The following is a 26,219-nucleotide window of genomic DNA, read 5'->3' on the forward strand; positions in this document are numbered from 1 at the left end:
CCGTCCGGGGCGCCTCGGGTCGTCAGCGCGTACCGGTGCCCGAGAGGTAGAGATCCCGCAGACCCGCAGTGCCCTTCGCGGCATAGGCATCGCGCTGACGTCGCGCCCCGGTGCCGTCCGTACGAAGCCTCGCGATCCCGTCGCGCACCCGTTCTGCGTCGCCGAGTTCCTCGAGTGCCGGCTGCAACCGCGTCAGCAGATCCTCGACGATCGTCCACGCGGGGCGGATCTCGCCGTCCACCGGGTCCACGAGCCGAGCATCCGGTCCGTATCGGGCCGCCGTCCACAGTGAGGCGTCGATGCCGTCCATGCCCGTGCCGGCCAGGTCGTCGACCTCGTCGCTGCACAGCAGTGCCCGGGTCAGGGCGACCGCGAGCAGGGTGTCCTCGGTGGTGAGCTGGGCGTCGAACACACGCACCTCCACGGTCGGGAAGCGCTCCGACAGCCGCACGGTCCACGACAGCGAGCTCGCCTCCGCGATCGCGCCCATCGAGACCAGCTGGTCGACGTGCGCACGGTAGTCGGTGAGGTCGTGGAATCGCGGCGGCGTCCACGAGGAGGGCAGACGCCGGATCAGGATGCTGCGCCAGCTGTCGAAACCAGAATCCCTGCCGTGCGCGAACGGCCCGTTGCCGGTGAGCGCCAGCAGGGCGGGCAGCCAGGCGCGCACCCGATTGACGACGCGAACTCGCTCCTCGTCGTCCGTGACCTCGACGTGGATGTGGAGGCCGTTGACCTCGTGCTCGCGGGTGATCTCGACGAGCTGGGCGGAGACGGCGTCGTAGTGCGGTGAGGGAGAGACCCTGAACCGGTTCGGGGAGACGAAGGGCGTGCCGGTCGCGGCGACGAGTGCGCCCTGGTCCGCAGCGATCGTGTCGAGCATCCTTCGCGTACGCTCCAGCTGCTCACCGGCCTCCGCGAGCGTGCGGCACGGCTGCGTCGCCGACTCGAGCTGGCAGGTGAGGTACTCGGGTGTGAGGCCGGATCCGCGCTCGTCGAGGATGCGCTGCCTCGTCTCGGCGCTCAGAGCGGCCGGGACGAGAGTCTGCTCGTCGAGCAGGACGAACTCCTCTTCGACGCCGAACCGGGCCACGGCGGCCCTAGTGATCGCGCAGCGCGGAGATGAGCTCGGCCTTGCGCTTGCGGCTGTAGCCGGTCAGACCGATCTCCTTCGCCCGCTCGCGCAGCTCGTCGACGGTCCAGTCCTCGTAGTCGCCGTGCTTTCCGCCGCGGCGACCGACCGTGCTGCGGCCGTCTCGTGCGGCCGCATTCGAGATGCGTGCGGCCTTCTCCTTCGAGGCGCCGTCGTCACGAAGCTCTTCGTACAGCTCCGGGTCCTTCAGCGAATTGTTCCTGCGTCCTGGCATGTCATCTGCTCCTTTCGCACGGCGGGAAGCTCCGAGTCAAGGCCCTCTGGGGTGGGCGGTGAACGGGTCTAGGTTGAGTCACCGTAGACGGGCGCTCCGCGCCCCAGAGAAGGGAAGACCGATGAACATCCTGCTGATCATCATCATCGTGGTCGCCATCATCCTGGCCATCACCGGGGGGCTCGTGCAGTCCCTGCAGTTCCTCCTGTGGGTCGGCCTGGTGCTGCTCGCCATCGCGGTCATCGCCTGGTTGATCCGAGCGATCTCCGGCAGCCGCACCCGCTGATCCGAGGAGTGAGGCCCGCCCAGGCGGGCCTCACTCCTTCAGGCGGACCTACTCCTTGAAGCCGTCCTTGATGTTCTCGCCCACGTTGTGGGCGGCATCCTTCACGTTCTCTCCGGCCTGCTTGGCCGACGCCTTGGTCTGATCCCCGCGACCCTCGGCCTCGAGGCTCTCGTTGTCGGTGGCCTTTCCGACCCCCTCCTTGATCTTTCCGCCGGCCTTCTCGGCTGCGTTCTTGATGTCGTCTGCTCCACTCATGGCGCGATTCCTTTCATCAGTCGATCAATGGACCACCACCGTCGCATGCCCTCTCGATCCTGCACACGGGATTGACAACGGCGACTGCGCGTGACAGCACCGCACCGACCGTCGACGTGGGCGCCGGCGGCGGCTAGCCTGGCCCCAGGCGGGTGGTCCTGCCCGCTCTCACCTCGGCTGCGGTCGACGAAGGAAGCGGTGGAACATGGACTCGATGATGATGGACGCCATGCGCTCGAACATGACGTCGATGCCGGACATGGCGGCGATGGACATGAGCGTCCTCCAGGCGTGCATGGATGCGTGCGCGGCCTGCGAGCAGGCGTGCACGGTGTGCTCGACGCAACTCATGGACTGCGCCCCGGCGTGCATGAACTGCGCCGACATGTGCAACACCATGATGCGGTCGATGATGCGGATGCAGGGGATGACTCCGGCGTCGATGATGGCGATGCTCGACGCCTGCATCGCGATGTGTCAGAACTGCATGGACGACTGCATGAAGCACGCCGACCACAGCGAGGTCTGCCGGATGTGCGCGCAGACCTGCAAGGACTGCATGGACGCCTGCATGGCCGTCAAGGACATGATGATGGCGGCCGCCTGAGGGGCGGCTTCTGCGTCGCCCCGATCAGACGAGTGCGACGTTGAACTGCGTTCGTCCGACGGCGAGCACGCCGTAGCGGGCGTGCAGCGCGACCGGAGTGCCCGCGGGCGCTTCGAGGGCGGCACCGGCTCCGTTCCATGCGGCGTGCGCCGAGCCGTCGAGTGCGCGCACGACGAGTTCGCCCGTCGAGGCATCCGCCTGCTCGACGATCGCATCGACCCATCCGGCCGGAGTGGCCGAGGCGATGCGCGCCTGGATCAGGTGCAGGGCGTGTCCCGGCGCGAACGACGAGCACGCGAAACCGTGTCGGCACATGCACGCGGAACGCTCACGCACCGAGAGGGGCGAAAGGTGGTTCAGCGGCGTGGACACGGTGGTCTCCTTCGTGAGCGGACGTTCCGGCAAGAGTAGGTCGGGTCCGCGGGAGAGTGAATCCCGGCCGACACGGGGTGAAACAAATCGGCGTAGACTCGCCGGGTGCTGTTGTCGAAGAGTGCTCCCCGGGTGACGGAGCGAGCGCGGAACGGAGCCGTAGGCGCATTCAGCGCCGCGGACAGAGGCTGACGATCGGCCGGAGGCGGAACACCCGCCCCCGGAGCCGAGTCGTACCCGGCATCCCTCCGATGCCGCCTCTTCCCTCTTCCTCTGTCGCGGTGTCCGCGACCCGTACGAAAGCACTGTTCCCATGCGTCCCATCGACGAGCGCACGCTGCGCGCCTCCTTCCTCAACGCCTCCCGCAAAGAGGTGTCCGATCTGACCCTGCCTCCCGGCTTCGCCGAGCTCGAGTTCGAGAAGCTCGACTACGTCGGCTGGGTCGACCCCAGGCTGCCTCGCCGCGCCTATGTCGTCACCTGGGTCGACGACGTCGCGACGGGCGTCTTCCTGCAGCGTGCCGAGCAGCGGGTCATCGCCCGCGCGCAGTGCTCCTGGTGCGAGGACGTCACGCTGCGCAACGACGTGCAGCTGTACGTCGCCCGCAAGGCAGGGCCTGCCGGTCGCAAGGGCGACACCATCGGCACCCTCGTCTGCACCGAGTTCGGATGCTCGCAGAACGTCCGCGTGCTGCCGCCGCTGGCGTACGACGGCTACGACAGGGAGCTGGCTCGCGAGCTCCGCATCCTGAAGCTGCAGGAGCACGTCGCGGCGTTCATCGCCGCCGTGCGGGGCTGACGCCTCACACGACGTCGATCCTCGCGACCGTCTCCTCGTCGTCGCACGCGCCGCCGACCCACAGCCGGACGGCGCCGGACTCGACCCGGCGCACGCCGTCGAGTCCGGTGAAGGCGAGGCGGTCGATCGGCACGTCGAAGGACACGATCTCTTCGGCACCGGGCGCGAGCGCGACCCGTCGGTAGCCCACCAGCTGGGCGAGCGGACGGGTCACGCTCGCGACCTCGTCGTGCGCGTAGAGCTGCACGACGTCGGTCGCCTCGACGTCGCCGGTGTTGCGCACCCGCACGGTGGCCCGCATGGTCTCCCCGGCGCTGACGGTCGAGGGCGCCGTCAGATCGTCGTAGGTGAACGTCGTGTAGCTGAGGCCGAAGCCGAAAGGCCGCACCGGCGTCGGGTCGGCGCTGGTCACATCCGTGCGCCCGCCGAGCACCGGATGCAGGTACGAATACGGCTGCGCACCCCCCGATCGGGGGAGCGAGACCGGCAGACGACCAGACGGGGCGACGCGTCCGCTCAAGAGCGCGGCCAGTGCGGGCGCGCCCTCCTCGCCGGGGAAGAACGTCTGCAGCACCGCCGCCGGCAGCGGACCGGTCGCCGCGGTCGTCGAGACCTCGGCATCGACCGCTCCGAGACCGACGAGGGTGCCGGCAGCGCCGGCCCGCGGGGGCAGCGCCCAGTCGAGCACGTACGGCCGCCCGGTCATCGCGATCAGGACGACGGGGGTGCCCGTCGCGAGGATCGCCTCGACGAGTGCGCGCTGGATGCCGGGGAGCTCCAGGTCCTCGACGTCGTTGCCCTCGCCGACCGTGCCGCGACCGAACAGCCCGGCGCGGTCGCCGACGACCACGATCGCGAGGTCCGCGGCGGCGGCGGTCTCGACGGCCGCGGGGATGCCCGATCGGTCGTCGCTCTCGACGTCGCATCCGGCAGCCGAGGTGATCTCCGCCCGGGGGAACTCCTCGCGGAGCGCGTCGACCACGGTCGGCAGGGCGATGCCGGCCGGAGTGCCGGGATGATGCGCGAGGACGTGGTTCACGAACGAGTAGCAGCCCATCAGCGCCTCGGTGCTGTCGGCGTTGGGACCGATGACCGCGATCCGCGACGATGTCGACGGGTCCAGCGGGAGGGAGCCGTCGTTGCTGAGCAGCACGACGGACTCCTCGGCGAGACGCCGTGCGAGGGCGCGGTGCTCGGCCGGGTCGAGGTCGATCGCCGTCGGAGGCGTGCTGAAGTCGGCATCCAGCAGTCCGAGCTCCTCCTTCTGAGCGAGCACGCGGCCGACCGCTCGATCGAGGATGTCGGGTGACAGCCGGCCGTCGCGGACCTGTTCCGCCAGGGTGACGTAGGCGTCGGGGGAGGGGAGCTCGACGTCGATGCCGGCGGTCAGCGCGAGCCGAGCGGCGTCGGCGGAATCGGCCGCGACCTTGTGCATGCTGCGCAGGAAGTCGACCGCGAAGTAGTCCGAGACGACGACGCCGTCGAACCCCCAGCGCTCACGCAGGACGCCGGTGAGGTACCGGGGGTCGGCGGTGACGGGAACGCCGTCGATGTCGACATAGGAATTCATCACGCTACGGGCGCCGCCCTCGCGGATCGCCATCTCGAACGGCGGCAGCAGCACGTCCTCGATCTCCCGCTGTCCGGCGCTCACGGGCGCGTGATTGCGTCCCGCCTTCGACGCCGAGTACCCGACGAAGTGCTTCAGCGTCGCATGGACGCCCTCGCTCTGGAGGCCCCGGATGTACGCGGTGCCGACGGTGCCCACGACCAGTGGATCCTCTGCGATGCACTCGTCGACCCGTCCCCAGCGGGGGTCCCGGATGACGTCGAGCACCGGAGCCAGACCCTGATGGATGCCGAGCGTGCGCATCGACGCGCCCACCGCGCGCCCGACCTCCTCCACGAGGTCCGGATCGAACGAGGCTCCCCAGGCGAGCGGGGTGGGGAAGGTCGCGGCCTTCCAGGCGGCCAGACCCGTCAGGCACTCCTCGTGCACGATGGCCGGGATGCCGAGTCTGGTCTCCTGCTGCAGCCGACGCTGCTCGGCCCACAGCCAGTCGGCTCGCTCGACCGGATCCACCGGCCGGGTGCCGTAGACGCGGGTGAGGTGGCCGATCCCATGCGCCGCGGCGTCTTCGTACCGGGTGGAGCTCTTCTTCTCGCCGGCCATCGGGGCGACGACCTCGTCGCCCTGGTCGACCCAGAAGCCGACGAGCTGCGCCTGCTTCTCGTCGAGGGTCATCCGCGCCAGGAGCGCCTCGACGCGGGGGGAGTGGCCGGCGGCGCCGGGGGACTGCGACATCATGTTCTCTTTCTCGATCTCGGGTGTCATCTGCGCGTGCGCACCGGTGTCAGCCCTTGACAGCACCGGTGAGCCCTCCCACGATGCGCCGCTCGAACAGGCTGAAGAAGATCAGCGCGGGGATCATCGACAGCGAGGTGAACGCGAGCACCTTGGCCGTGTCGACGGAGTACTGGGACGCGAACGACTGCACGCCGAGCGGCAGCGTGAACGCCGAGGCGTCGTTGAGGATGAACAGCGGCAGCAGATAGCCGTTCCAGCTGCCGATGAACGCCAGGATGCCGGTCGTGATCACCCCGGGGAGGGAGAGGGGCAGCACCATCCGCCAGAAGAAGCCGAGCCGGCTGCATCCGTCGATGAACGCCGCCTCCTGGATCTCATCCGGGATGGCACGGAGGAACGGGACGAGGATGATGATCGTGGTCGGCAGGGCGAAGGCGATCTGCGGCAGGATCACTCCGCCGAGGGAGTTCATCAGCCCGAGGCTGCGCACCACGATGTAGAGCGGGGTGATCGCGACGGTCAGCGGGAACATGAGGCCCGCGGCGAAGAATGCGTAGAGCACTCCGCGCCCCGCGAACCGGTATCTCGCCAGCACGTAGGCCGCCATCAGTCCAAGGGCCACGACGCCGACGGTGGTCGCGAGGGCGACGATCGTGGAGTTGAGCACCTGGCGCCAGAACACGCCGCCCGTGAGCACGTCGAGGTAGTTCCCGATCGCCCACGGGTCGGGGAGACCTGCGGGGTCGGTCGTGATCTGGGCGTTCGTGCGGAAGCCCCCGACGATGATGTACGCGATGGGCGCCAGCATCAGGCCGACCGCGATCAGCGCGACGAAGTACACCGCAGGGTTCGCCCACGGCAGTCGGGGCTTCGGGGCGCGCCCTGGGCGCTGGGTGACGAGCACCGAGGTGGCGGTCATCGGACGGACTCCTTCTCGAGTTCGGGGGCGACCTGCGGGTCGGGGGCTGTGCGTGAGCGTCGACGTCCGGACGAGCCTGTGAGCGCGCCCTCGGTGTCGCGGCGCAGCACGGCGCGCTGGTAGATCAGCGCGACGACGAGCGAGATGACGAACAGTACGACCGCGACCGCGTTGCCGTAGCCGAAGTTCCCGGCGTTCCGGCCCTCCGAGACCATGTAGGTGGCCATCGTCGAGGTGCCGGCGGTCGAGGCGATGTACTGCCCCCAGATGATGTAGACGAGGTCGAACAGCTGCAGCGAGCCGATGATCGAGAGGAACGCCCAGATGCGCAGGGTCGGCGCGAGCAGCGGCAGGGTGATCTGCCACTGGATCTGCCAGTACGACGCCCCGTCGATCGCCGCGGCCTCGTGCAGCTCCTCGGGGATGCCCTGGAGGCCTGCGAGGAAAAGAATGACGGCGAAGCCGACGTACTTCCACGTGATGATGGCCATCAGGGTCCAGATCGCGATGCCGGGGTCGGACAGCCAGTCGGTCGCGAGCGCACCGAGCCCGATCTTCTCCAGCAGCGCGTTGAAGGCGCCGTTGGTCTGGAGCATCAGGCTCCACCCCGTGCCCACCACGACCTCGGAGATCACGTACGGGATGAAGATCAGCACGCGGATCAGCGACTGCCCCCGCATCCGCCGGTTCAGCAGCAGAGCGAGGAGGATCGCCGCCGGACCCTGCAGCACGAGCGAGAGCACCAGGATGATGCCGTTGTGCGCGAGGGCGTCGTGGAACAGCGGGTCCTGGAGGATCGTCAGGTAGTTCTTCAGGCCGACGAACTCGGTCGGCGGACCGTACCCCTGCCAGCTGAAGAAGCCGTAGTACGCGGCCATCAGCACGGGGAAGATCACGAACGCGAGGAAGACGACCAGGGCGGGCCCGGCCAGAAGGATCACTTCCAGCCGGGCGACCGCCTCACGCCTTCGCCGCGGCATCCTGAACGGCCTTGACGATGTCCTCCGGGGTGCCCTGGCCCGAGAGCATGGTCACCACGGCGACGTTCAGCGCGTTGCCGACGTTCTGGCCGTAGACGGTGTCCAGCCACTGGGTCGCGTAGGGCGCCGCGTTGTAGGCCTCGAGGATGTCCTGCAGGTACGGCTCGGTGACCGCCTCCTGGGCGACCGTGTTGACCGGCGGCGCGTTGAACGCCTTGTAGTACTCGGTCTGCACGTCGGAGGTGCCGAGGTAGTTGAGGAAGTCGACGCAGGCGTCGGGGGCATCCACCGAGCACGAGTACCCGTCGACGCCGCCCATCATCGAACCGGGTTCGCCGTCACCGCCCTCGACCTCGGGGAACGGGAACCAGCTGAGGTCGGGCAGCGGCTTCTGGTCGGGGGTGAGCGAGCCGATCACGCCAGGGTTCCACGCGCCCATCAGCTCCATCCCGGCCTTGTGGTTGGCGATCAGGCCCGCCGAGCTGCCGGCGCCCTGCTGGGCGGTGGTCGTCAGGAAGCCGGCGTTGAACGGCTCGGTCGCCGCGAACGCCTCGAGGTCCTCGCCCGCGCGGATCCAGCAGTCGTCGCTGAAGTCCATCTCGTCTGCGGCCGTGGCGAGCGTGTCCGAGCTGCACTCGCGCAATGCGAACCAGTAGTACCAGTGCGCTGCCGGCCAGGCATCCTTCGCGCCGAGTGCGATCGGGTCGATGCCGGCCGCCTTCAGGGCCTCGGTCGCCTCCTCGAGCTCGTCGAGGGTGGTCGGGTTCTCGGTGATGCCCGCCTGGTCGAAGAGGTCCTGACTGTAGAAGAGTCCGCCGGGGAGCACGGCGACGGGCATCGCGTAGACCTTGTCGTCCAGGCTGCTCGCCGAGTATGCGGCATCCGGGATCTCGTCGGCCGCCGGGCCGTCGATCGCCTCGGTGAGGTCCTTGAGCTGGCCGGCCTTGACCATCGCCGCCATCTTGCCGCCGCCGCGCTGCAGGAAGATGTCGGGAGCGTCGCCGGAGTTCAGGGCGGTCTGCAGCTTGCCGTCGAGGTCCTCGTTCTGGATCGACTGGACCTCGATCGTGACACCGGGGTTGTCGGCCTCGAAGTCCGCGACCGTCTTCTCCCAGAACTCGACGCCGGGACCGGTCGTGGAGTTGTGCCAGAGCGTCATCGAGGTGTCGCCGCCGTCGCCGGTGCCTGACGAGTCCGCGGTGCAGCCCGAGAGCGCGAGCGCTCCGACGGCCAGCACCGTGACCGCGGAGGCGAGGGGGAGCCTTCTGCTGTTCATGTGATCGTTCTCCTCATCGAGTTGCGCGCCGCGTCACTGCGGGGCGCCTGCGGACACTCGGGGGTGAGACCGCAGTGGGATGCAGTCTTCTTCCGCTCGCGACGATCGTCAAACGTTTTCGAAAACAGTTTCCACGCGGGCACGCGCGCGGCTACGCTGACGTCCCATGGGGGCACGCACCACGATCCACGACGTCGCGAAAGCGGCAGGGGTGTCGGTGTCGACCGTCTCCAAAGCGGTGAACGGCCGGTACGGGATCGCCGACGCGACGGTCCAGCGCGTGCTGGATGCCGTCAAGCTGCTCGGCTACGAATCGAGCCTCGTGGCGAGCAGCATGCGAGCCAGGCGCACCGGGGTGATCGGGGTGCTGCTTGCGGACTTCGAGCCCTTCAGCGCCGAGATCCTGAAGGGGGTCGGCACGGCGGTGCACGACACGGCCTTCGACCTCCTCGCCTACAGCGGCTCGCACCTCGGCGCGGGCGACGGCTGGGAGCGCCGGTCTCTGAGCAGACTGTCCGGGACTCTGATCGACGCGGCCATCATGGTGACCCCCACCGTTGTCAGTGCAGGCACCGAGATCCCGGTCGTGGCGATCGACCCGCACACCGGGCGGGCCGACCTCCCCACGGTGGAGTCCGACAGCTTCGGAGGCGCGCTCGCCGCGACCAGGCACCTGATCGAACTCGGGCACCGGCGGATCGGCTTCCTCGCCGGGCGGCCGGACCTGCGATCGGCGGGCCTGCGCGACGCGGGCTACCGACGTGCGCTCTCCGATGCGGGGATCCCGCTCGATCCCGCGCTCGTCGGGATCGGCCGATACGAGCTGGAGGCGACGCGCGCCTCAGCCCATGCGATGCTGAGCGCCGGGTCCCGGCCGACAGCGATCTTCGCGGCGAACGATCTGTCGGCGATCGCCGTGATCGACGTCGCGCACGAGCTGGGGCTGCGGGTGCCGGACGACCTGTCGGTGATCGGATTCGACGACGTCCCCGAGGCCACCAGGCGGGCGCTGCCGCTGACGACGATCCAGCAGCCGATGCGCCGGCTCGGAGCGGTCGCGGCGGAGATGGTCTTCACGCTGCTCGCCGGCGGCGAGATCGACGAGTTGAACGTCATCCTGCCGACCAGGCTCGTGGTGCGGGCTACGACCGCCGCGCCGCCGCGGTGACCGTGCGGACGTGCCGCCAGGCGGCATCCGACAGCTCCTCCGACAACCGAGCGAACTCCGCGAAGCTGCGTCCGCCTGGCCAGTCCGCCGGGAGCATCGACGGCGGGAGTCCGGGGTCGACGTACGGCAGCACCCGCCAGCCGTCGATCAGCTGCACATAGGCGGCGAACGGCGAGGAGGGGAGCGTCGCGATCGACGCCTGGAACCTCAGGTGCTCGGCACGCAGCTCGTCGAGGTCCCACCAGGCGGCCGCGGCTTCGGGGAGCGGCACGGGCGTCGACGGCGTGGACGCGGCGAACAGCGTCACCCAGGCTCGCGCGTCGAGGTCGGCGACGATCTCCTCGACTTCTCCGTGCAGGTGCCAGGGGCAGATCCACAGTGCGGGGGAGACGACCCCGGCGCCGATCCACTGCAGGCGTCGACGCAGCTGGTGTCGGACGCTCCGAGCGCTCTCGGGGATCGAGAAGGAGATGAGACACCAGCCGTCGGCATCCGACATCTCCCGCATCCGGAAGATGCGGCGATCGCCGCGCTCGAGCATGGCGACGGCGTTCGGATTCAGTCGGTAGCCGGCGGCGGGTCCGCGCTCGGCCAGCAGCAGGCCCTTCTGCTTGAGGCGTGCGATCCCGGTGCGCGCGGGACCTGCAGGGATGCCGAGGTCCCCGGCCAGCGTCACCAGATCCGCTGCGGAGATCCAGCCGTTGAGCGGGCGCAGGTACAGACCGACCAGCGTGCGCAGCAGGGAGGCCGTGCTGCCGGGGCGTGCATCGATGTCGTCGAGCACGGTGCCGGACTCGAGCACGGTGCCGGACTCGAGCACGGTGCCGGACTCGGTCACCTCCGTGCGGTCAGTCGTCATGCGAGAGCAGGGCGTCCCGCACGGCGAGCACCCCGGTGAGGGTCTCGAGGTGCGAGGTGCTGAGGGGCGAGAGCCCGAGCCGGATGCCGTCGGGGAAGCGGAAGTCGGGAATGATCCCCTCGCCCCAGAGGCGCTGCGTCACCGCGCGGAAGTCCGGGTGGCCGATGGTGACGTGACCGCCGCGCTGCACGGCGTCGCGCGGGCTCAGCATCCGGACCCCGAGAGGGGCGAGCACCTCGTCGTACGCCCGCACTGCGAAGTCGGTGAGCGAGAGGGACTTCTCACGGATCTCTTCGACGGTGGCCCGCTCGATCAGGTCGAGCATCCCCTGCATGGCGATCATCGAGGTCACGGGCGGGGTGCCGCTCAGGAGCTGACGGATATCGGCGGCCGGCACGTACTCCTGGCCCATCGCGAAGATGTCGGCGGCGCTCCACCACCCGTGGATCGGCTGTCGCAGCAGCCCCTGGTGCTCGCGTCGCAGATAGGCGAACGCGGGGAGCCAGGGCCGCCATTGAGGTACTTGTACGTGCATCCGACCGCCATGTCGACGCCCCAGGCATCGAGCTGCATCGGGATGATCCCCGCCGAGTGGCAGAGGTCCCACATCATCAGAGCGCCGGCGTCGCGCGCTGCGGCCGTGATCGCGGGCATGTCCGCGAGGGCGCCGGAGCGGTAGTCGACGTGGCTGAGCGAGACGAGGGCCGTCTTCTCCGACACCACGGCCTCGACGTCGGCGAGCTGCACGCCGAGCACCGGGTCGGGCTCGATCCAGCGCACGGTCATCCCGGTCTCGGCGGCGACGCCGTCGGCCAGGAAGCGGTCGGTGGGGAAGTTGCCCGCCTCGATCACGAGTTCGGTGCGAGACGGGTCGGCCGTCGCCGCGGCGCGCATGAGCTTGTAGATCAGGACGCTGGTGGAGTCCGCGACCACGGTCTGACCGGCTGCGGCGCCGAGCGTGAGGCGCCCGATGCGGTCGCCGAGCTCCATCGGCAGCGCCATCCACTGCTCGTCCCACGACCGGATCAGCCGGGTGCCCCAGTCGTCGCGCACGAAGGCGGCGAGCTTCTCGGGAGTGTCCCTCAGGGGTCGGCCGAGCGAGTTGCCGTCGAGATAGGCGCGCACGCCCGGTGCGTCGGCGAAGGCCTTGAGGTGGGTGCGCAGCGGATCGGCCGCGTCGAGCGCCTGGGCGAGGTCGACGAGCCTGCGATCGATGGTGGCGGTGGCGGTCTCGGTGGACGTGGCGGTGGACGTGGCGGTCTCGGGAGAGTCGGTCATGTCAAGCCTTCGGATCGGCGCTGGTCAGCGGTCGGGCGAGTGTCGGGTCGGCGTCGGTGCCGGGGAGGCACAGCAGCAGTGCGCCGGGGTCGAGAGGATTCTGCGGGGCGAGAGCGCGGAGCAGGTCCGTGCCGGTGACTCCCGCTTCTCGGAGAGCGGCGAGCTCGGCGGAGTTCAGGCCGACCGGCGTCGGGCCGTTGCCCATGTCGGTCCCGTAGAGCAGAGTCCCACCGGCCTCATGGAAGCGGCGGACGTTGTCGACGGCGACAGTCCGCTCCTCGCTGCCGGCGTCGTGGATCGCGAGAGTCGAGACCCAGGCGACGGATGCCGCCTGCTGCGCGATCGCGTCGTCGTCGAGGCGCTCGGTGAAGGGCGCGTGAGCGAGCCGGGTGGCCCCGAGGCGTGCGGCGCGCTGTGCCTCGCCCGCACCTTCGGCGTGGGCCACGACCGCGAGTCGGCGTCCGGCTGCGGCAGTGACGACCGCGCGGAACAGGTCATCGGCGAAGACCGGACCGGCAGTGGCGTTGCTCGCGACCTTGATGCAGGATGCTCCGGCATCCGCCATCTCGGTGACGGCGGCGTGCGCCATCTCGGCGTTCGCGATTTCGCGGAAGGAGCCCGCCGGTGCCCAGTCGCGGTCTGAGGGGTAGCCACCGATCGGGGTGAGGAACGCGCCGGCGAACTCGACCACGACCGCGTGCGTGGTCGAAAACGCATCGGAAAGCGGCGATTCGGATGTCTTCTTGACCACGCCAGGGTGGGTGGGTGCGTTTGTGACCACGCCAAGATGCGCGGGTGTGCTTTCGACCGCGCCAGGGTGCACGGGGGCGCGTTCGACCGCATGCAACTGCGCGGCGAGCCCGGCGATGACGGTTGGGTTCGCGCCGAGATCGAGCACTCGGCCGAGTGTCGACGAGCCGAGCAGCGCGTGGTCGACCAGCTGCAGGTGCACGTGGTGGTCGGTGAACCCGCCGACGATCACACCGTCGAGGCGCGGCGTTCCGGGAGCGGGGCGCTCGTCGCGCACAAGCATCCGCTGACCCCCCTGCATGAGGAGGCCGTCGCGCCATCCTTCGCCGTCGAAGAAGGTCGCCGCCTGCATCAGCTGCCGATCTCGGTGCGCACGGTATAGAGCTCCGGGAAGAACGTCAGGTCGAGGGCGCGCTGCAGGAACCCGACTCCGCTCGAGCCGCCGGTGCCGACCTTCATGCCGATCGTCCGCGCCACGGTCTTCAGGTGACGGAAGCGCCAGAACTGGAAGTTGTCCTCGAGATCGACGAGGTCTTCGCAGGCTTCGTAGAGGTCCCAGTGCTGCTGGTGGTTCTGGTAGATCTCTCGGATCGCGGGTACGAGTTCCGGCGTCTCGCGATACGGGAGGCGCACGTCGCGGTCGAGGATCTCGGTCGGGATCGGCAGCCCACGACGGGAGGCGTAGCGCAGGAACTCGTCGTAGAGCGTCGGCTTGTGCCATTCGGCGGTGAGCAGGGCGAGGTTGGCGGGGTGGTCGCCGAAGACACTGAGCATCTTCTCGTTCTTGTTGCCGAGCGCGAACTCGACCGCCCGGTACTGCACCGACTGGAAGCCGGAGGAGTTGCCGAGAGCGCCGCGGAACTGCGCGTACTCGGTCGGGGTGAGGGTCGCGAGGATCGCCCACTGCTGGGTCATGACGTCCTGGATGCGCTTGACGCGCGCGACTCGTTTGAGCGCCTCTCGCAGGTCGTCGCTCGCGAGCAGCTCGCGCGCGGACGACAGCTCGTGCAGCAGCTGCTTCAGCCAGAGCTCGGTGGTCTGGTGCTGGATGATGAACAGCAGCTCATCGTGATGCTCGGGGACGCTGACCGGATGCTGCGCCGTGAGCAGCTGGTCCAGCGACAGGTACGAGCCGTACGTCATGCGTCCGGACAGATCGGTGACGATGCCGGCCTCGAGCTCGCGCTCGTTCTTCTCGGTGGTCATGGGTCGCTTCCTGTCGTGGCGGACAGGAGAAACATATAACAATCGTGGCGACCGTCACAATAGTGACATATCCCGCTGATGCTTCTTCACGGAGGCGCGCTCGCCGCCGAGGTCAGAGCCTCGGCGTGCGCGGGGGAGGTGTCCGTCGCTCCCCGGGCGAGCCGATCGCCTCGAAGCCGGTCGCGAGACGCAGCAATGCTGAGTCGTCGTAGGCGCGACCCGCGAACGTCAGTCCGATCGGCATGCCGATGTCGGACATGAGTCCCATCGGCACGGTCACGGTCGGGATGCCGAGGTGCCGCACGGTCAGGTTGCCGTTCGCGATCCAGGTGCCGTTGCGCCACCCGAGGTCGGCCGATGCCTCGTTCACGTCCATGTCCGCCGGGCCGACGTCGGCGACCGCGGGGAACGCGACCGCATCGAGCTCGAGCTCGTCCATCCAGTTCTCGAGGTCGATGCGACGTGTCTTCTCGAGCCCGAGCAGACCGTCGGGGAGCTCGGGCATGTCCTCGATGCGGGCGGCGGGATTCTCGCGCACCCAGTCCGGGTATTCGGCGATGTCGTCGTCGAAACCGGTGTAGCGGTCGGGGAGCGCGCCCGCCGGATGCGGGAAGATCGCGGCTCCATCGACGTCGGCGAGGCTGCGGAGGCGCGGGTCGCCGTTCGCCTGCAGGAAGTCCTCCCACGCCCAGGCCGACAGATCGATGATCTCGCGGTGCAGATACTCCGCCGACACCAGGCCGCGGGTCGCGATCGTCGGTGCGCCAGGTCGGTCGCCCTCATAGCGCGACACCACGGGGAAGTCCACCTCGACCACAATGGCGCCGGCGGCCTCGAGGTCTCGACGGGCCGCGGTCCAGCGCTCGATCACGGAGGGCCGCGTCTCGATGCGCTGACCGGTCGGGCCGCCGATGCCCGGTGCGTCGGCCGTGCCGGCATCCGGGTCGGCGTTGATGTACATGCGCGGGATGCCGATGCGGGCGCCGCGAAGGGCGCTCGCCGCATCGCTCGAGAGTGCCGGGTAGGACTCCGGTCGCACCGCCGAGGCTGCGGGAAGGGCGACCCACGGCTGGGCGCGCCAGAAGTCGCCGCGCACCTCGGCGTCGTCCGCGACGATCACGTCGAGCACCTCGAGTAGGTCGGCCATCGTGCGGGTATGCGGCACCACGACATCCATGGTGGGCACGAGGGGCCAGTTGCCGCGGGTCGAGATCACGCCGCGTGAGGGGGTGTACGCGCAGAGGGCGTTGTTCGTGGCGGGCCCACGTCCGCTCGACCAGGTCTCCTCTCCCAGGCCGAAGGCGCCGAAGCTCGCGGCCGTCGCCGTTCCCGAGCCGTTCGAGGAGCCGGAGGCGAACGGCGCTGTGAGGAAGTCCGCGTTGTACGGGCTCTCGGCTCGTCCGTAGACACCGCGCTGCATGCCTCCGTTGGCCATCGGGGGCATGTTCGTCAGACCGAGGCAGATCGCTCCGCCCGCCCGCAGGCGCTCGACCGTGAACGCATCACGCTGCGCGACCAGTTCGGCGAATGCCGGGCTGCCGGCTGCCGCAGTCAGGCCGCGCACGAGGTAGCTGTCCTTCGCGGTGTAGGGGATGCCGTCGAGCGGCCCCAGCGTCTCGCCGCGTGCGCGGCGGGCATCCGATGCGTGGGCTTCTGCGCGCGCATCGGGGTTGAGGACGACCACGGCGTTCAGAGCCGTCTCCGTCTCCGACCCGTCGTACGCGGCGATGCGGGCGAGGTAGGCGTCGACCAGCTCGACGGCGGTCGTCGTGCCGTCTTCGAGTGCCCGTCGCAGATCGGCGATGGAGGCTTCGACCACGTCGATCATGCGGATGCCCCCAGGCTCGGCTGCTGCTGGGTGATGCAGTGGATTCCGCCGCCGCGATCGAAGAGCGGACGTGCGTCGACGGTGACGACCCTGCGACCCGGATAGGCGTCGGAGAGGATCGCCCGCGCTGTGGCATCCGCCTGCTCGTCGCCGAACCCGCAGGCCACGACGCCGTCGTTCGTTACGAGGTGGTTGACGTAGCTCCAGTCGACGAACCCCTCGCCGTCGCGCAGGGTCGGCGGCGCAGGCAGGTCGATGACCTCGAAGGGGCGGCCCGCTGCGTCCGTCTGCTGTCCGAGGTGTGCACGGAGCTCCTGCGACACGGCGTGATCGGGGTGATCGGGGTTCTGCTGGTCGTGCAGCAGCAGGCGTCCCGGCGCGGCGATCGTTGCGACGATGTCGACGTGCCCGTTCGTGCCGAAGTCGTCGTAGTCGCGCGTGAGTCCGCGGGGCAACCACACAGCGGTGGTGGCCCCGAGCGTCCTGGCCATCTCGGCCTCGACCCGCGCCCTGTCGGCGTAGGGGTTGCGGCGGGGATCGAGCTGCACCGTCTCGGTGAGGAGCACGGTGCCCTCGCCGTCGACGTGGATGCCGCCCCCCTCGTTGACGAGCGTCGAGCTCACCAGCTCGGCGCCGACGGCCGCGGCGATGATCCGGGCGTGCTGCGCGGCCTTCTGCCACTGCGCCCAGGCGGGCGCGCCCCAGCCGTTGAAGATCCAGTCGACCGCGCCCAGGACGTCGGGTCGCTCGACGTCGACCACGAACGTGGGGCCGGAGTCCCGCATCCAGAACTCGTCGACGGGCGCCTCGACGATGTCGATGCTGCGGCTCAGCATGCGGCGCGCGCGGGAGATCTCGGCGGGATCGACGATCATCGTGACCGGTTCGAAATCGGCGACGGCGTGGGCGACGGACGTCCAGGTGTCGTAGCCCTCCTCGCGCTCGGCGGCCGACTCGCCCAGCGTCGGGCCCTCGGCGGGGAACGCCATCCAGGTGCGGTCGTGGGGTGCGGTCTCGGCGGGCATGTGCCAGGCCATGATTGTCTCCTCGCTGCTGATCGCGACCTCGAGGATGAGGAACCGTGTTCGCTATTGAACAGGTGATCAACGAGTGATACGGTAACCCCTGATGGAGACCACGTCAAGAGCAGCCGCACCGCGCCGGCTGCCGCCCGAAGAGCGAGAGCGCTCGATCCTGCGGGGCGCCGTCGACCTCGCCGGCGAGAGCGGGCTCGAGGCGCTGACCGTGCGTGCGGTCGCCGCGAAGGTCGGTGTCACCCCGGCCCTCGTCGCGCACTACCGGCCGGTGATGGAGTCCTTCGTCGCCGAGGTGTTCACCGAGATCGTCGCCGCGGAGCGCGACGAGGTCATCGCCTCGTACGACCCCGACGTCGACCTGCGCACCAATCTGCTGCGGCTGATCGAGACGCTGCTCGACGACTCCCGCGACGACGTCGCCATGGTGTGGGTGCAGTCCTGGGCGCTCGGCGCACGCAACGAGGCTCTCGGCGAGCGGGTCCGCGTGGAGATGGACCTCTGGCACAGCGCGCTCGAGGACCTGATCGCCCGCGCGATCGCCGAGGATTCGAGGGTTCGGGTCGACCCTGGGTCATCCGCCTGGATGCTGCTGGCCATGGTCGACGGGATGAGCGCGCACTCCCTGGTGCACTGGGCGCCGCGCGACCGCGCCGATCTCGCCAGACGCACACTCGCCGCCGTGCTCGACGCACCGGCCGCACGCACACCGACATCGCTCGCAGAATCTCACAGTTAAGGACAGCTCATGGGAGCAGAACGCATGCACGCCGCCTCGGCCGAATCGACGGCGATCGTCGACGCGGTGCTCGACTACTCACGACGTCGCATGCTCGCGGCCGACGTGCCGCTCGACAAGCCGCAGACTCCGGCCGAGCTCAACCGGCTGGTCGGCGCCACCATCACCGATGCGGGTCTCGGATCGCAGCGTGCTCTGAGCGTGTTCGAGCACATCCTCGCGCCTGCATGCCTGACGACCAGTCACCCGCTGTACCTGTCGTTCATCCCGACCGCGCCGACGATGGCCGCGATCGCGTTCGACCTCGTCGTCTCGGCATCCGGGCTCTACGGAGGCAGCTGGCTCGAAGGTGCGGGTGCGGTGCACGCCGAGAACGAGGTGCTGTCGTTCCTCGCCGCGGAGTTCGGGCTGCCGGACACCGCCGGCGGAGTGTTCGTGCAGGGTGGCACGATCGGCAACCTCTCCGCGCTGGTCGCGGCTCGCGAGGCCGCCAAGGCGAAGCTGCTCGAGGCCGGCAAGGAGCTCCCGCGGCGCTGGAAGATCGTCTGCAGCGTCGAGGCGCACTCGTCGAACAAGTCCGCGGCGAAGGTCATGGATGCCGACGTTCTCCTCGTGCCGGCAGGACCCGACGGGGTGCTGCGAGCGGATGCCGTGCGCGAGGCGCTCGCCGAACACGGCGACGAGATCTGCGCGGTCGTCGCGACCGGCGGGTCGACCAACTTCGGCATCGTCGACGACATCGCAGGCATCGCCGCCCTCAAGGACGAATTCGACTTCTGGCTGCACATCGACGGCGCGTACGGCCTCACCGCAATGCTCGCGCCTGAGGCGCGGGGCATCTTCGCGGGCGTCGAGCGCGCGGACTCGGTGATCGTCGATCCGCACAAGTGGCTCTTCGCGCCCTTCGACTGCTGCGCGCTGATCTATCGCGACCCGGATGCCGGACGCCGCGCGCACACGCAGCACGCCGAGTACCTCGACACCCTCACCGACGGCGACGACTTCAGCCCGTCGGACTACTCGATCCAGCTGACGCGCCGGCCGCGAGGACTGCCGTTGTGGTTCTCGCTCGCCACATATGGAGTGACCGCGTACCGCGAGGCCGTCAGCTCGACGATCGCGCTGACGAAGCGGATCGCGGCCGAGATCGCCGCCCGCCCCGAGCTGCGACTGGTGCGCGACCCGCAGCTGTCGGTCGTCGTGTTCGAACGTGACGGATGGGAGAGAGCCGACTACGACCGCTGGTCCGACGAGCTCCTCGACTCGCAGCGCGCGTTCGTCGTGCCGAGCTCGCACGCGGGGCGCCCGAACACCCGCTTCGCGATCCTCAATCCGCTCACGACCTTCGAGGACCTCACCGGCATCCTCGACACCATGAAGTAGACCGGCTCGGTCCGGCGCCCGATCTGCACACGTTGCCCCGTTTCGCACACTTCTCGCGAGGCATCCGTTGCCGAACGGGACATCGTGTGCAGACCGGGACGGGTAGACCGGGCCGGTCGGACAAGCCGGCTGGGACGGGCCTCACCGGGTCGTATGGGCGTCCAGGAAGTCGATCGTCTGCTGCAGCGCCGTCCGGGCATCCGGCATGTCGAGATGGAACTGGTACTCGTGCGGAAGCTCGGGTTCGTGCGACGCCGGCCAGAACAGGGTCGTGACGTCGACCCCGAGAGCTTCCAGCCGCTTCGCCATCGGGATCGACTGCAGCCAGGTCAGGCCGTCGCCGTTACCGCCCGAGATGTAGGTGGTCGGGAAGTCCTCCGTCACCCAGTCGATCGTCGACATGGTGGCCCCGGTCGAGCCCTCGGCCCAGGTCTTGGTGCCTGCATACGCCCACATCGAGGTCTTGAGTCCCCAACCGACGACCCCGTCGAGGGCGGCGAGGGCGGCGAGATCGTACACACCGCAATTGAGCACGGTCGCCGCGACCTGCTCGGCCTTCAGCGCCGGCTTGACGTCCATGATCTCCGCGTACTCGGGGTTCGTGATGAGGGTGGCCATCTGGCTCGCGAGCTGCCCGCCGGCCGAATCGCCCGCCAGCACGATCTGGTCCGGATCCACGCCCAGCTCCGCCGCGTGCTCGTCGATGTAGGCGAGCGCGTCGTTGAGCTGATGCACGGCCAGCGGGTACACGCCCTCCGGGCCGATCGTGTAGTTGAGGCCGATGGTCGTGTATCCCTCGGCGGCGAGGATGCGCAGGTAGGGGTCGACGTTCTCCTTCTCGCCCGAGATCCACGCTCCGCCGTGGATCCAGACGACGGTCGGCAGAGGCCCGGATGCGGATGCCGGCGTGAAGACGTCCATCGTCGTGTCTGCGCCGCCGTCGGCGTACGCGACGTCGAGCTGCTCGGTGAGCTTCGTATCGGGGACGTGCTTCTCCATCTCGGCGGCGGTCTCGTCACCGCCCTTGGTGAACACAGCGCGGATCAGCATCGCCGAGGGCCACGGAGTGAGTGCTCCGATGACCGCCACGACGCCGGCGACGAGGAGGACTGTTCCGACCGCCACCTTCGTGCGGTGCCACGGTCGGCGAGCTCTCTTCGGACGGACGGATTCGTCTTCGTGCGCGCTCGTGGTCATGGAAACCCCTCTCCGCGCAACATCTTGGCAGTATTCCGGTCGGTGGCGTCGAGTCGGCGTCGAGTCGGCATCCTCGTCGCTCGCTGAGTCAGCGCCGATCCGGCACGTATTCGGCCGGCCGGGCGTGCGGTCAGTCTGCCGTCAGCCCGGCGACGATGCGGTCTGTCGCGTACTCGAACGCCGCGTCCACGTCGCCGCCCAGTCGGAAGGCTCCGGCGAGCTCCATCTGCAGGAATCCGGTCGCCCAGGCGGTGAAGAGCCGAGCGGCGTCGAGCGCGCGCTCGGGCCCGACGAGGTCGTCGCACGCCCGCAGCACCGCTGCGGACGCCCGGTGCAGGGCATCCTCGGGCGCGGACCCCGAGAACAGCAGTCGGAACGCCTCTGGATGCTCGCGCGCGAAAGACCGGTACGCGACGGCGAGACCGGAGAGGTCGTCGCCCGCGGCGTCCAGGCGACTCGTCAGCATGTCGGCGGAGGCCTCTGCGACGGCGGACAGCAGGGCTTCCCGGTCGCGGATCCGCTTGTACAGCGAGGGTGCCCGCACGCCGACGCGCTCGGCGACGGCCTGCATTGTGAGGCCGGAGGGCCCGGCGGATTCGAGGATGTCGCGGCCGGCGTCGACGATCGCGGTCAGCGAGGTTCGTTCAGGGGTCGGCATCCGGGCATTCCTCCATGGCTATTGACAATAGCTATGATAGCTACGTAACGTAGCCATCATAGACCACCGTGAAAGGGACGACCATGGAACTCGCACCGCACCTGCACCGACTCGGCAACGACGTCGTCGCGTCGTACCTGATCGATCTCCCCGAAGGGATCACGCTCGTCGACGCAGGCCTTCCCGGCCACTGGCACGACCTGCACCGGACGCTCACGGAACTCGGTCGTTCGGTCTCCGACATCCGCGGTCTCGTGCTCACCCACGGTGACGGCGACCATATCGGCTTCGCCGAGCGACTCCGCAGCGAGGCGGAGGTGCCGGTGTTCGTGCACGGCGACGATGCGCACCGGGTGCGCACGGGGGAGAAGCCGAAGACGGCGATGGGGCCTGCGCGCATCGGACCGACGCTCGGGTTCTTCGCGTACGGCCTGCGCAAGAACGCGCTGCGCACGCGGCACGTGTCGGAAGTCGTGACCGTCGTCGACGGCCAGGTGCTCGACCTCCCCGGATCGCCGGTCGTGATCGGGATGCCGGGTCACTCGCCCGGCAGCATCGCCGTGCACATCCCGGCGGTGGAGGCGGTCTTCGTCGGCGACGCCCTGACCACGCGGCATGTGCTGACGGGCCGCCGAGGTCCGCAGCCCGCGCCGTTCACGGATGAACCGGACGACGCCGACGCGTCTCTCGACCGCCTGGCCGCTGTGTCCGCATCCTGGGTCCTCCCCGGCCACGGAGCTCCGTGGCAGGGTTCGCCCTCCGACATCGCCACGGCCGTGCGGGCAGCGGGTCAGCGCGCCGCGAGCTAGCCGGCCACAGGGCTGGCCGGCCGCACGGCTAGCGCGCCGCAAGCTAGCGCGCCGCGAGCTAGCGCGCCGCGAGCACCGAGGACGTGTCGCTGATCGTGATCTGCGGCGGGTAGAGACCCATCACCTGCATCGCCGCCGCGTGGTTCTCGGCTGTCGATCCGGCGCAGGCGTCGGCCGCGATCGTCACATGCGCACCGGCATCCGCGGCCGCGAGGGCGGTCGAGATCACGCAGCAGTCGGTCGAGACGCCGGCGAGCACGATCCTCGCGCCATGCCCCACGATCGCCTCGATCTCCGGGCCCCACTTGCCGAACGTCGGCAGATCGAGGGTGGGGTGCGGCGACAGGCCGATGGCCTCCGGCACCAGGTCGAACAGCGGATCGGTCGGCGGCTGGTCCGCGAAGGGCCACGCGGCGAAGTAGGCGCCCCACGAGGTCGAGCGATCGGCGGTCGGCATCCAGCGCGTCACGAGCACGCGGTCGCCGAATGCGTCGGCGAGCTTGCGGATGCGATGGATCGCCTCGCCGAAGAAGGGCGAGCCCCAGGCGGAATCGGGCGAGGCGAAGATGGCCTGCGGGTCGATCACGACCAGCCAGGGGCTCTCGCTCACGCCGCTGCCTCCTGCGCGTGGATCCGGCGGGCTCTGGCGAACCACGTCACGACGAACGACAGCACCAGCGCGAAGAAGACGCCGAGGTTCGCATAGGCCCAGTCTCCGTCGACGCCGCCGACGAGCCCGAGGAGGTAGCCCTGCCAGTTGTTCCAGGGCGCAGCATCCGCGAACCCGTTGAGCACGAAGCCCCAGCCGATGACGCTCGCGACCACCATGGTGCCGATCGAGATCCAGTCCCACGCGCCGTAGCGGCCGCGGCTGTCGAAGAGTGCCTCGTCGTCGTAGTCCTTCTTACGACGCAGGATGTCGGCGATCAGGATGCCGGCCCACGAGGCGAGCGGCACGCCGAGCGTGATGAGGAAGCTCTGGAACGGGCCGAGGAAGTCCGTCGCGAAGAACACCACGTAGATCGTGCCGATCGTGAGGATCACGCCGTCGATCGCCGCCGCGGACGGGCGGGGGATGCGGATGCCGAGGCTCAGCAGTGTGAGGCCCGAGGAGTAGATACCGAGCACTGCGCCGGAGACGAGCGCCAGCACGGCGGTGAGGAGGAAGGGGACGAGTACCCAGAGCGGGAGGATGGCCGCGAGAGCCCCGATCGGGTCGGCTTGCACCGCGGCGAAGAGGTCATCGTTCGATCCGGCGAGCAGCAGACCGAAGACGACGAGGATCACCGGGGCGACCGAGCCGCCGATCGTGTTCCACAGGACGATCGCACCGTCGGATGCGGTGCGCTTCTGATACCGCGACCAGTCGGCGGCGATGTTGATCCAGCCGAGGCCGAAACCGGTCATGACCATCACGAGCGCGCCCGTGACCTGTCCGATCCCGCCGTCCGGACGGGCCATCACGGCCGCCAGGTCGATGCTGGGCGCGGCGAGGATGATGTAGAGCACCGTCACGATGCCGGTGACCCAGGTGAGCACCGACTGCAGCTTCATGATCGTGTGATAGCCGAGCACGGATGCCGCGACGATGAGCGCGGCGACGATCACGGTGGCGGTGATCTTCAGCGCGATGCTGTCGCCGTCGCCGCCGAGCTGCGTGATGACGGTGGCTGTGGCGAGCACGGCCATGATCGCGAGGAACGTCTCCCAGCCGATCGACGTCAGCCAGGACACGATTCCTGGCACTTTCTGGCCGTGCACCCCGAACGCCGCGCGGGACAGCACCATGGTCGGTGCGGATCCGCGCTTGCCGGCGATCGCGATGAGCCCGCAGAGCAGGAAGGACACGACGATGCCGATGACCGACACGATCGTCGCCTGCCAGAACGAGATGCCGAAGCCGAGCACGAACGACCCGTACGACATCCCGAACACCGACACGTTGGCCGCGAACCACGGCCAGAAGAGGTCGCTCGGCTTCGCGGTGCGCTCGGATTCGGGGATGATCTCGATGCCCGCGCGCTCGATGAGAGCAGGCTTGATGTCCGTCATGCCATCATCCTGGCACTGCCTGGGCCCCGTGAGGGCTCCCCGAGGGTTCAGCCCGCGAAGAAAGCTCCGGCGACGCGGGTGAGGTCGTGCAGGTCGGAGACCCCGGCGAGCTCCCGTGCGGAGTGCATCGACAGGATCGGGATGCCGACGTCGACCGTGCGGATGCCGAGACGCGTGGCCGTGATCGGGCCGATCGTCGACCCGCACGGCACGTTGTTGTTCGACACGAATTCCTGGGTCACCACGTCGGCGGACTCGCACCACGAGCGCCAGGCGGCGGAGCCGACGGCATCCGTCGCGTAGCGCTGGTTGGCGTTGAGCTTGAGGATGGGCCCCGAACCGAGCACCGGCTGCACCACGGGGTCGTGCTTGTGCACGTAGTTCGGGTGCACGGAGTGGCCGACGTCGCTGGACAGGCACCACGACGCGGCGAGGGCGCGTCGACGCTCGGACGCATCGGCGCCCAGGGCGTCGTAGACCCGACCCAGGATGTCTTCGAGGAACGGGCCGCCCGCGCCGGAGCGGGAGTTCGAGCCCAGTTCCTCGTGGTCGAAGGCGGCGAGGATCGCGATCGGTCCGCCGGCGGCGGTGTCGATCGTCTCGAGCGCGACGACGCCGGCGTGCACCGAAGCCAGGTCGTCGAGGCGACCCGAGGCGAAGAACGCGCGGTCCTTGCCGAAGATCGCGCCGCGCGCCGTGTCGGCGATCACGACGTCGTAGCCGCGGACGTCGGATGCCGAGACTCCGGCCGACCCGGCCAGCTCGGCCAGGATGTCCTCCTGGGTCGGGTCGCCGAGGCCCCACACCGGCTGCGTCTGGAACTGCTTGTCGAGCGCGAGGCCCGTGTTCGCCTCCCGGTCGAGGTGGATCGCGAGCTGGGGAAGGCGCAGCAGGGCTCCAGTGTCGGCGAGCACCACGCGTCCGTCAGCGAGAGCCAGTCGTCCGGCGAGGCGCAGCTCGCGGTCGAGCCACGAGCTCAGCAGCGGACCGCCGTAGACCTCGACGGCAGCCTGCAGCCAGCCCTTCGAACCGGTCGTGGGCTGCGGCTTGAGCTTGAATCCGGGGGAGTCGGTGTGGGCCCCGAAGATGTGCGCGGGCGTCAGTGCGGTGGCATCCGCCGGCACGGTCCACGCGATAGCTGCGCCGTCGCGCACGACGACATAGCGGCCTCCCGGCGTGACCTCCCAGGCGGCCTCCTCGTCGAGCCGCGTGAAGCCCGCCTTCTCGAGCCGCCCGGCGACCTCGGCTGCGGCGTGATAGCTCGAGGGAGAAGCGGCGACGAAGTCGGCGAGATCCTCGGCGTGGGCGAGAGCGTCCGGGGTGACGGGCATGAGTGGCCTTCCTGCTGGGGCGGTCCTTCGATCGTAATCGCCTGGGCCATGCCCGCCGCCGACGGACGGAGCGCGGATGCCGTTCACCTGCCGGTCGCCAGCGGCAGGTCCCGGGATGATCGAGTGATTGGATGGATGCTGTGTCAGTCAGGTGGAGCTTTCGAGCGAGCGATCCGTCGGATGCTCCATGGATGGCGGAGCTGCGGGCGGTCGTGATGCGCCCCGATCTGGAGCGCCTCGGCCGGTACGACCCCGTGCGCGTGCGGCAGCGGTTCCTCGATGCGTTCGCTCCGGAGAACACGCGCGTGATCGTCGTGGACGGAGAGGACGTGGGCCTCATCGCGGTCCGGGTCGAGCTCGACACGATCTGGATCGAGCACTTCTACCTCGCGCCCGACTCGCAGGGCCACGGCGTGGGGTCCGCGGTTCTCTCGGACATCTTGGCGCAGAGCCCTGCCAGCGATCAGCGGCCCTTCTGCCTCAACGTGCTGCAAGGGAGTCAGGCGCGCCGACTCTATGAAAGGCATGGCTTCCTCCTCGAGAGTGAGGACGCCGTCGACGTGTTCCTGAAGGCGGAGACGGCGCCGGGCTGACCCTCCGGTCACAGCGTTCACTCTCCCGCCGGTCCCGTTCGTCTCGCTTGGCCCCCGACAGGTCCCGCTCGCTCGTCTGGTCGGGGCCGTCCACCGGTCCGTTCCTCCTCGGTCGGCGGTCCCCTGTGCCTGTCTAGCCGAACGGTCCTATCTACCGGTCTCATT

General features: G+C 69.4%; 26 protein-coding genes and 1 pseudogene. 8 read left to right on the forward strand and 19 right to left on the reverse strand.

What is annotated here, in order from left to right; all coding sequences use genetic code 11:
- Window positions 1-22 precede the first annotated feature (22 nt).
- Window positions 23-1,093, reverse strand: a complete 1,071-nt coding sequence (locus BLW44_RS04530) for a carboxylate-amine ligase (protein ID WP_060926922.1) — start codon at window positions 1,091-1,093, stop codon at window positions 23-25.
- A gap of 7 nt (window positions 1,094-1,100) precedes the next feature.
- A complete protein-coding gene (locus BLW44_RS04535) occupies window positions 1,101-1,367 on the reverse strand; it encodes a DUF7218 family protein (protein ID WP_060926921.1) in 267 nt (88 codons plus the stop codon).
- A 121-nt stretch (window positions 1,368-1,488) separates the two neighbouring features.
- On the opposite strand from BLW44_RS04535, the gene BLW44_RS17960 reads away from it, so the two are divergent.
- A complete protein-coding gene (locus BLW44_RS17960) occupies window positions 1,489-1,653 on the forward strand; it encodes a hypothetical protein (RefSeq protein WP_167347464.1) in 165 nt (54 codons plus the stop codon).
- Window positions 1,654-1,701: 48 nt separating this feature from the next.
- On the opposite strand, the gene BLW44_RS04540 is transcribed toward BLW44_RS17960, so the two are convergent.
- Window positions 1,702-1,908: a CsbD family protein gene (locus BLW44_RS04540; RefSeq protein WP_060926920.1), complete on the reverse strand. Its 207-nt coding sequence runs from the start codon at window positions 1,906-1,908 to the stop codon at window positions 1,702-1,704.
- A 220-nt stretch (window positions 1,909-2,128) separates the two neighbouring features.
- Here BLW44_RS04540 and BLW44_RS04545 point away from each other — a divergent pair, with 220 nt between their 5' ends.
- The gene (locus BLW44_RS04545) at window positions 2,129-2,515 is read left to right on the forward strand and encodes a four-helix bundle copper-binding protein (RefSeq protein WP_254775117.1); all 387 of its coding nucleotides are present in this window, start codon (window positions 2,129-2,131) and stop codon (window positions 2,513-2,515) included.
- 24 nt (window positions 2,516-2,539) lie between these two features.
- On the opposite strand, the gene BLW44_RS04550 is transcribed toward BLW44_RS04545, so the two are convergent.
- The gene (locus BLW44_RS04550; RefSeq protein WP_060926961.1) at window positions 2,540-2,887 is read right to left on the reverse strand and encodes a hypothetical protein; all 348 of its coding nucleotides are present in this window, start codon (window positions 2,885-2,887) and stop codon (window positions 2,540-2,542) included.
- A gap of 313 nt (window positions 2,888-3,200) precedes the next feature.
- On the opposite strand from BLW44_RS04550, the gene BLW44_RS04555 reads away from it, so the two are divergent.
- A complete protein-coding gene (locus BLW44_RS04555) occupies window positions 3,201-3,686 on the forward strand; it encodes an FBP domain-containing protein (RefSeq protein WP_060926918.1) in 486 nt (161 codons plus the stop codon).
- A 4-nt stretch (window positions 3,687-3,690) separates the two neighbouring features.
- On the opposite strand, the gene BLW44_RS04560 is transcribed toward BLW44_RS04555, so the two are convergent.
- From BLW44_RS04560 to BLW44_RS04575, 4 genes are read right to left on the reverse strand one after another with little or no spacing between them, the layout of a single operon-like run.
- The gene (locus tag BLW44_RS04560; protein WP_082724530.1) at window positions 3,691-5,994 is read right to left on the reverse strand and encodes a beta-xylosidase/alpha-l-arabinosidase; all 2,304 of its coding nucleotides are present in this window, start codon (window positions 5,992-5,994) and stop codon (window positions 3,691-3,693) included.
- Between the two features lie 46 nt (window positions 5,995-6,040).
- Entirely contained in the window at window positions 6,041-6,913 is an 873-nt protein-coding gene (locus BLW44_RS04565) for a carbohydrate ABC transporter permease (protein ID WP_060926917.1), read from the reverse strand.
- On the reverse strand, window positions 6,910-7,893 hold the full coding sequence (locus BLW44_RS04570) for a carbohydrate ABC transporter permease (protein ID WP_060926916.1): 984 nt from the start codon (window positions 7,891-7,893) through the stop codon (window positions 6,910-6,912). The genes BLW44_RS04565 and BLW44_RS04570 overlap by 4 nt, the downstream gene beginning before the upstream one ends.
- Entirely contained in the window at window positions 7,874-9,169 is a 1,296-nt protein-coding gene (locus BLW44_RS04575) for an ABC transporter substrate-binding protein (RefSeq protein WP_060926915.1), read from the reverse strand. Before BLW44_RS04575 ends, BLW44_RS04570 begins: the two co-directional genes overlap by 20 nt.
- 166 nt (window positions 9,170-9,335) lie before the next feature.
- Here BLW44_RS04575 and BLW44_RS04580 point away from each other — a divergent pair, with 166 nt between their 5' ends.
- Window positions 9,336-10,337, forward strand: coding sequence for a LacI family DNA-binding transcriptional regulator (locus BLW44_RS04580; RefSeq protein WP_060926914.1), 1,002 nt, complete (start codon window positions 9,336-9,338; stop codon window positions 10,335-10,337).
- Here the strand turns inward: BLW44_RS04580 and BLW44_RS04585 are convergent.
- From BLW44_RS04585 to BLW44_RS04610, 6 genes and pseudogenes are all read right to left on the reverse strand, one after another.
- On the reverse strand, window positions 10,312-11,196 hold the full coding sequence (locus BLW44_RS04585) for a PaaX family transcriptional regulator (protein WP_082724527.1): 885 nt from the start codon (window positions 11,194-11,196) through the stop codon (window positions 10,312-10,314). The two genes, BLW44_RS04580 and BLW44_RS04585, sit on opposite strands and share 26 nt — an antisense overlap.
- A pseudogene (locus BLW44_RS04590) lies at window positions 11,186-12,474 on the reverse strand (kynureninase). The gene BLW44_RS04585 and the pseudogene BLW44_RS04590 overlap by 11 nt, the downstream one beginning before the upstream one ends.
- A gap of 1 nt (window position 12,475) precedes the next feature.
- Entirely contained in the window at window positions 12,476-13,576 is a 1,101-nt protein-coding gene (locus BLW44_RS04595) for an amidohydrolase family protein (RefSeq protein WP_060926912.1), read from the reverse strand.
- A complete protein-coding gene (locus tag BLW44_RS04600; RefSeq protein ID WP_060926911.1) occupies window positions 13,576-14,430 on the reverse strand; it encodes a tryptophan 2,3-dioxygenase in 855 nt (284 codons plus the stop codon). The genes BLW44_RS04595 and BLW44_RS04600 overlap by 1 nt, the downstream gene beginning before the upstream one ends.
- A 112-nt stretch (window positions 14,431-14,542) precedes the next feature.
- Window positions 14,543-16,258 carry an amidase gene (locus BLW44_RS04605; RefSeq protein ID WP_060926910.1) on the reverse strand — a complete coding sequence of 572 codons (1,716 nt, stop codon included), beginning with the start codon at window positions 16,256-16,258 and terminating at the stop codon, window positions 14,543-14,545.
- On the reverse strand, window positions 16,255-17,295 hold the full coding sequence (locus BLW44_RS04610) for an agmatine deiminase family protein (RefSeq protein ID WP_060926909.1): 1,041 nt from the start codon (window positions 17,293-17,295) through the stop codon (window positions 16,255-16,257). Before BLW44_RS04610 ends, BLW44_RS04605 begins: the two co-directional genes overlap by 4 nt.
- A 91-nt stretch (window positions 17,296-17,386) precedes the next feature.
- Here BLW44_RS04610 and BLW44_RS04615 point away from each other — a divergent pair, with 91 nt between their 5' ends.
- Both BLW44_RS04615 and BLW44_RS04620 read left to right on the forward strand, forming a co-directional pair.
- On the forward strand, window positions 17,387-18,031 hold the full coding sequence (locus BLW44_RS04615; protein WP_060926908.1) for a TetR/AcrR family transcriptional regulator: 645 nt from the start codon (window positions 17,387-17,389) through the stop codon (window positions 18,029-18,031).
- Between the two features lie 9 nt (window positions 18,032-18,040).
- Complete coding sequence (locus tag BLW44_RS04620; RefSeq protein ID WP_060926907.1) at window positions 18,041-19,414, forward strand: pyridoxal phosphate-dependent decarboxylase family protein; 1,374 nt, start codon at window positions 18,041-18,043, stop codon at window positions 19,412-19,414.
- 141 nt (window positions 19,415-19,555) lie between these two features.
- Here BLW44_RS04620 and BLW44_RS04625 read toward each other — a convergent pair whose 3' ends face one another.
- Window positions 19,556-20,611 carry an alpha/beta hydrolase gene (locus tag BLW44_RS04625; RefSeq protein WP_060926906.1) on the reverse strand — a complete coding sequence of 352 codons (1,056 nt, stop codon included), beginning with the start codon at window positions 20,609-20,611 and terminating at the stop codon, window positions 19,556-19,558.
- A 130-nt stretch (window positions 20,612-20,741) separates the two neighbouring features.
- The gene (locus BLW44_RS04630; RefSeq protein ID WP_060926905.1) at window positions 20,742-21,269 is read right to left on the reverse strand and encodes a TetR/AcrR family transcriptional regulator; all 528 of its coding nucleotides are present in this window, start codon (window positions 21,267-21,269) and stop codon (window positions 20,742-20,744) included.
- Window positions 21,270-21,352: 83 nt separating this feature from the next.
- Between BLW44_RS04630 and BLW44_RS04635 the strand changes: the two genes are divergently transcribed.
- Window positions 21,353-22,078 (forward strand): MBL fold metallo-hydrolase, encoded by a 726-nt coding sequence (locus BLW44_RS04635; protein ID WP_060926904.1) that lies wholly within the window; start codon window positions 21,353-21,355, stop codon window positions 22,076-22,078.
- A gap of 58 nt (window positions 22,079-22,136) precedes the next feature.
- Here BLW44_RS04635 and BLW44_RS04640 read toward each other — a convergent pair whose 3' ends face one another.
- From BLW44_RS04640 to BLW44_RS04650, 3 genes are read right to left on the reverse strand one after another with little or no spacing between them, the layout of a single operon-like run.
- Window positions 22,137-22,688: a cysteine hydrolase family protein gene (locus BLW44_RS04640; RefSeq protein ID WP_074731603.1), complete on the reverse strand. Its 552-nt coding sequence runs from the start codon at window positions 22,686-22,688 to the stop codon at window positions 22,137-22,139.
- The gene (locus BLW44_RS04645) at window positions 22,685-24,130 is read right to left on the reverse strand and encodes a purine-cytosine permease family protein (RefSeq protein WP_060927646.1); all 1,446 of its coding nucleotides are present in this window, start codon (window positions 24,128-24,130) and stop codon (window positions 22,685-22,687) included. Before BLW44_RS04645 ends, BLW44_RS04640 begins: the two co-directional genes overlap by 4 nt.
- A gap of 47 nt (window positions 24,131-24,177) precedes the next feature.
- Window positions 24,178-25,461 (reverse strand): M18 family aminopeptidase, encoded by a 1,284-nt coding sequence (locus BLW44_RS04650; protein ID WP_060927647.1) that lies wholly within the window; start codon window positions 25,459-25,461, stop codon window positions 24,178-24,180.
- A 191-nt stretch (window positions 25,462-25,652) separates the two neighbouring features.
- Here BLW44_RS04650 and BLW44_RS04655 point away from each other — a divergent pair, with 191 nt between their 5' ends.
- A complete protein-coding gene (locus BLW44_RS04655; RefSeq protein WP_245647443.1) occupies window positions 25,653-26,054 on the forward strand; it encodes a GNAT family N-acetyltransferase in 402 nt (133 codons plus the stop codon).
- Window positions 26,055-26,219 lie beyond the last annotated feature (165 nt).

The organism is Microbacterium hydrocarbonoxydans (genome assembly GCF_900105205.1).
Taxonomy (GTDB): Bacteria; Actinomycetota; Actinomycetes; order Actinomycetales; family Microbacteriaceae; genus Microbacterium; species Microbacterium hydrocarbonoxydans.

Excerpts from the sequence above, each read along its gene's own strand:
- BLW44_RS04560 (WP_082724530.1), bottom strand. The coding sequence starts at position 5,994 with ATGATGTCGCAGTCCCCCGGCGCCGCCGGCCACTCCCCCCGCGTCGAG.
- BLW44_RS04600 (WP_060926911.1), bottom strand. The coding sequence starts at position 14,430 with ATGACCACCGAGAAGAACGAGCGCGAGCTCGAGGCCGGCATCGTCACC.
- BLW44_RS04635 (WP_060926904.1), top strand. The coding sequence starts at position 21,353 with ATGGAACTCGCACCGCACCTGCACCGACTCGGCAACGACGTCGTCGCG.
- BLW44_RS04620 (WP_060926907.1), top strand. The coding sequence starts at position 18,041 with ATGGGAGCAGAACGCATGCACGCCGCCTCGGCCGAATCGACGGCGATC.
- BLW44_RS04650 (WP_060927647.1), bottom strand. The coding sequence starts at position 25,461 with ATGCCCGTCACCCCGGACGCTCTCGCCCACGCCGAGGATCTCGCCGAC.
- BLW44_RS17960 (WP_167347464.1), top strand. The coding sequence starts at position 1,489 with ATGAACATCCTGCTGATCATCATCATCGTGGTCGCCATCATCCTGGCC.
- BLW44_RS04580 (WP_060926914.1), top strand. The coding sequence starts at position 9,336 with ATGGGGGCACGCACCACGATCCACGACGTCGCGAAAGCGGCAGGGGTG.
- BLW44_RS04565 (WP_060926917.1), bottom strand. The coding sequence starts at position 6,913 with ATGACCGCCACCTCGGTGCTCGTCACCCAGCGCCCAGGGCGCGCCCCG.
- BLW44_RS04545 (WP_254775117.1), top strand. The coding sequence starts at position 2,129 with ATGGACGCCATGCGCTCGAACATGACGTCGATGCCGGACATGGCGGCG.
- BLW44_RS04585 (WP_082724527.1), bottom strand. The coding sequence starts at position 11,196 with ATGACGACTGACCGCACGGAGGTGACCGAGTCCGGCACCGTGCTCGAG.
- BLW44_RS04625 (WP_060926906.1), bottom strand. The coding sequence starts at position 20,611 with ATGACCACGAGCGCGCACGAAGACGAATCCGTCCGTCCGAAGAGAGCT.
- BLW44_RS04655 (WP_245647443.1), top strand. The coding sequence starts at position 25,653 with ATGGCGGAGCTGCGGGCGGTCGTGATGCGCCCCGATCTGGAGCGCCTC.
- BLW44_RS04535 (WP_060926921.1), bottom strand. The coding sequence starts at position 1,367 with ATGCCAGGACGCAGGAACAATTCGCTGAAGGACCCGGAGCTGTACGAA.
- BLW44_RS04630 (WP_060926905.1), bottom strand. The coding sequence starts at position 21,269 with ATGCCGACCCCTGAACGAACCTCGCTGACCGCGATCGTCGACGCCGGC.
- BLW44_RS04575 (WP_060926915.1), bottom strand. The coding sequence starts at position 9,169 with ATGAACAGCAGAAGGCTCCCCCTCGCCTCCGCGGTCACGGTGCTGGCC.
- BLW44_RS04610 (WP_060926909.1), bottom strand. The coding sequence starts at position 17,295 with ATGGCCTGGCACATGCCCGCCGAGACCGCACCCCACGACCGCACCTGG.
- BLW44_RS04605 (WP_060926910.1), bottom strand. The coding sequence starts at position 16,258 with ATGATCGACGTGGTCGAAGCCTCCATCGCCGATCTGCGACGGGCACTC.
- BLW44_RS04555 (WP_060926918.1), top strand. The coding sequence starts at position 3,201 with ATGCGTCCCATCGACGAGCGCACGCTGCGCGCCTCCTTCCTCAACGCC.
- BLW44_RS04645 (WP_060927646.1), bottom strand. The coding sequence starts at position 24,130 with ATGACGGACATCAAGCCTGCTCTCATCGAGCGCGCGGGCATCGAGATC.
- BLW44_RS04570 (WP_060926916.1), bottom strand. The coding sequence starts at position 7,893 with ATGCCGCGGCGAAGGCGTGAGGCGGTCGCCCGGCTGGAAGTGATCCTT.
- BLW44_RS04615 (WP_060926908.1), top strand. The coding sequence starts at position 17,387 with ATGGAGACCACGTCAAGAGCAGCCGCACCGCGCCGGCTGCCGCCCGAA.
- BLW44_RS04595 (WP_060926912.1), bottom strand. The coding sequence starts at position 13,576 with ATGCAGGCGGCGACCTTCTTCGACGGCGAAGGATGGCGCGACGGCCTC.
- BLW44_RS04540 (WP_060926920.1), bottom strand. The coding sequence starts at position 1,908 with ATGAGTGGAGCAGACGACATCAAGAACGCAGCCGAGAAGGCCGGCGGA.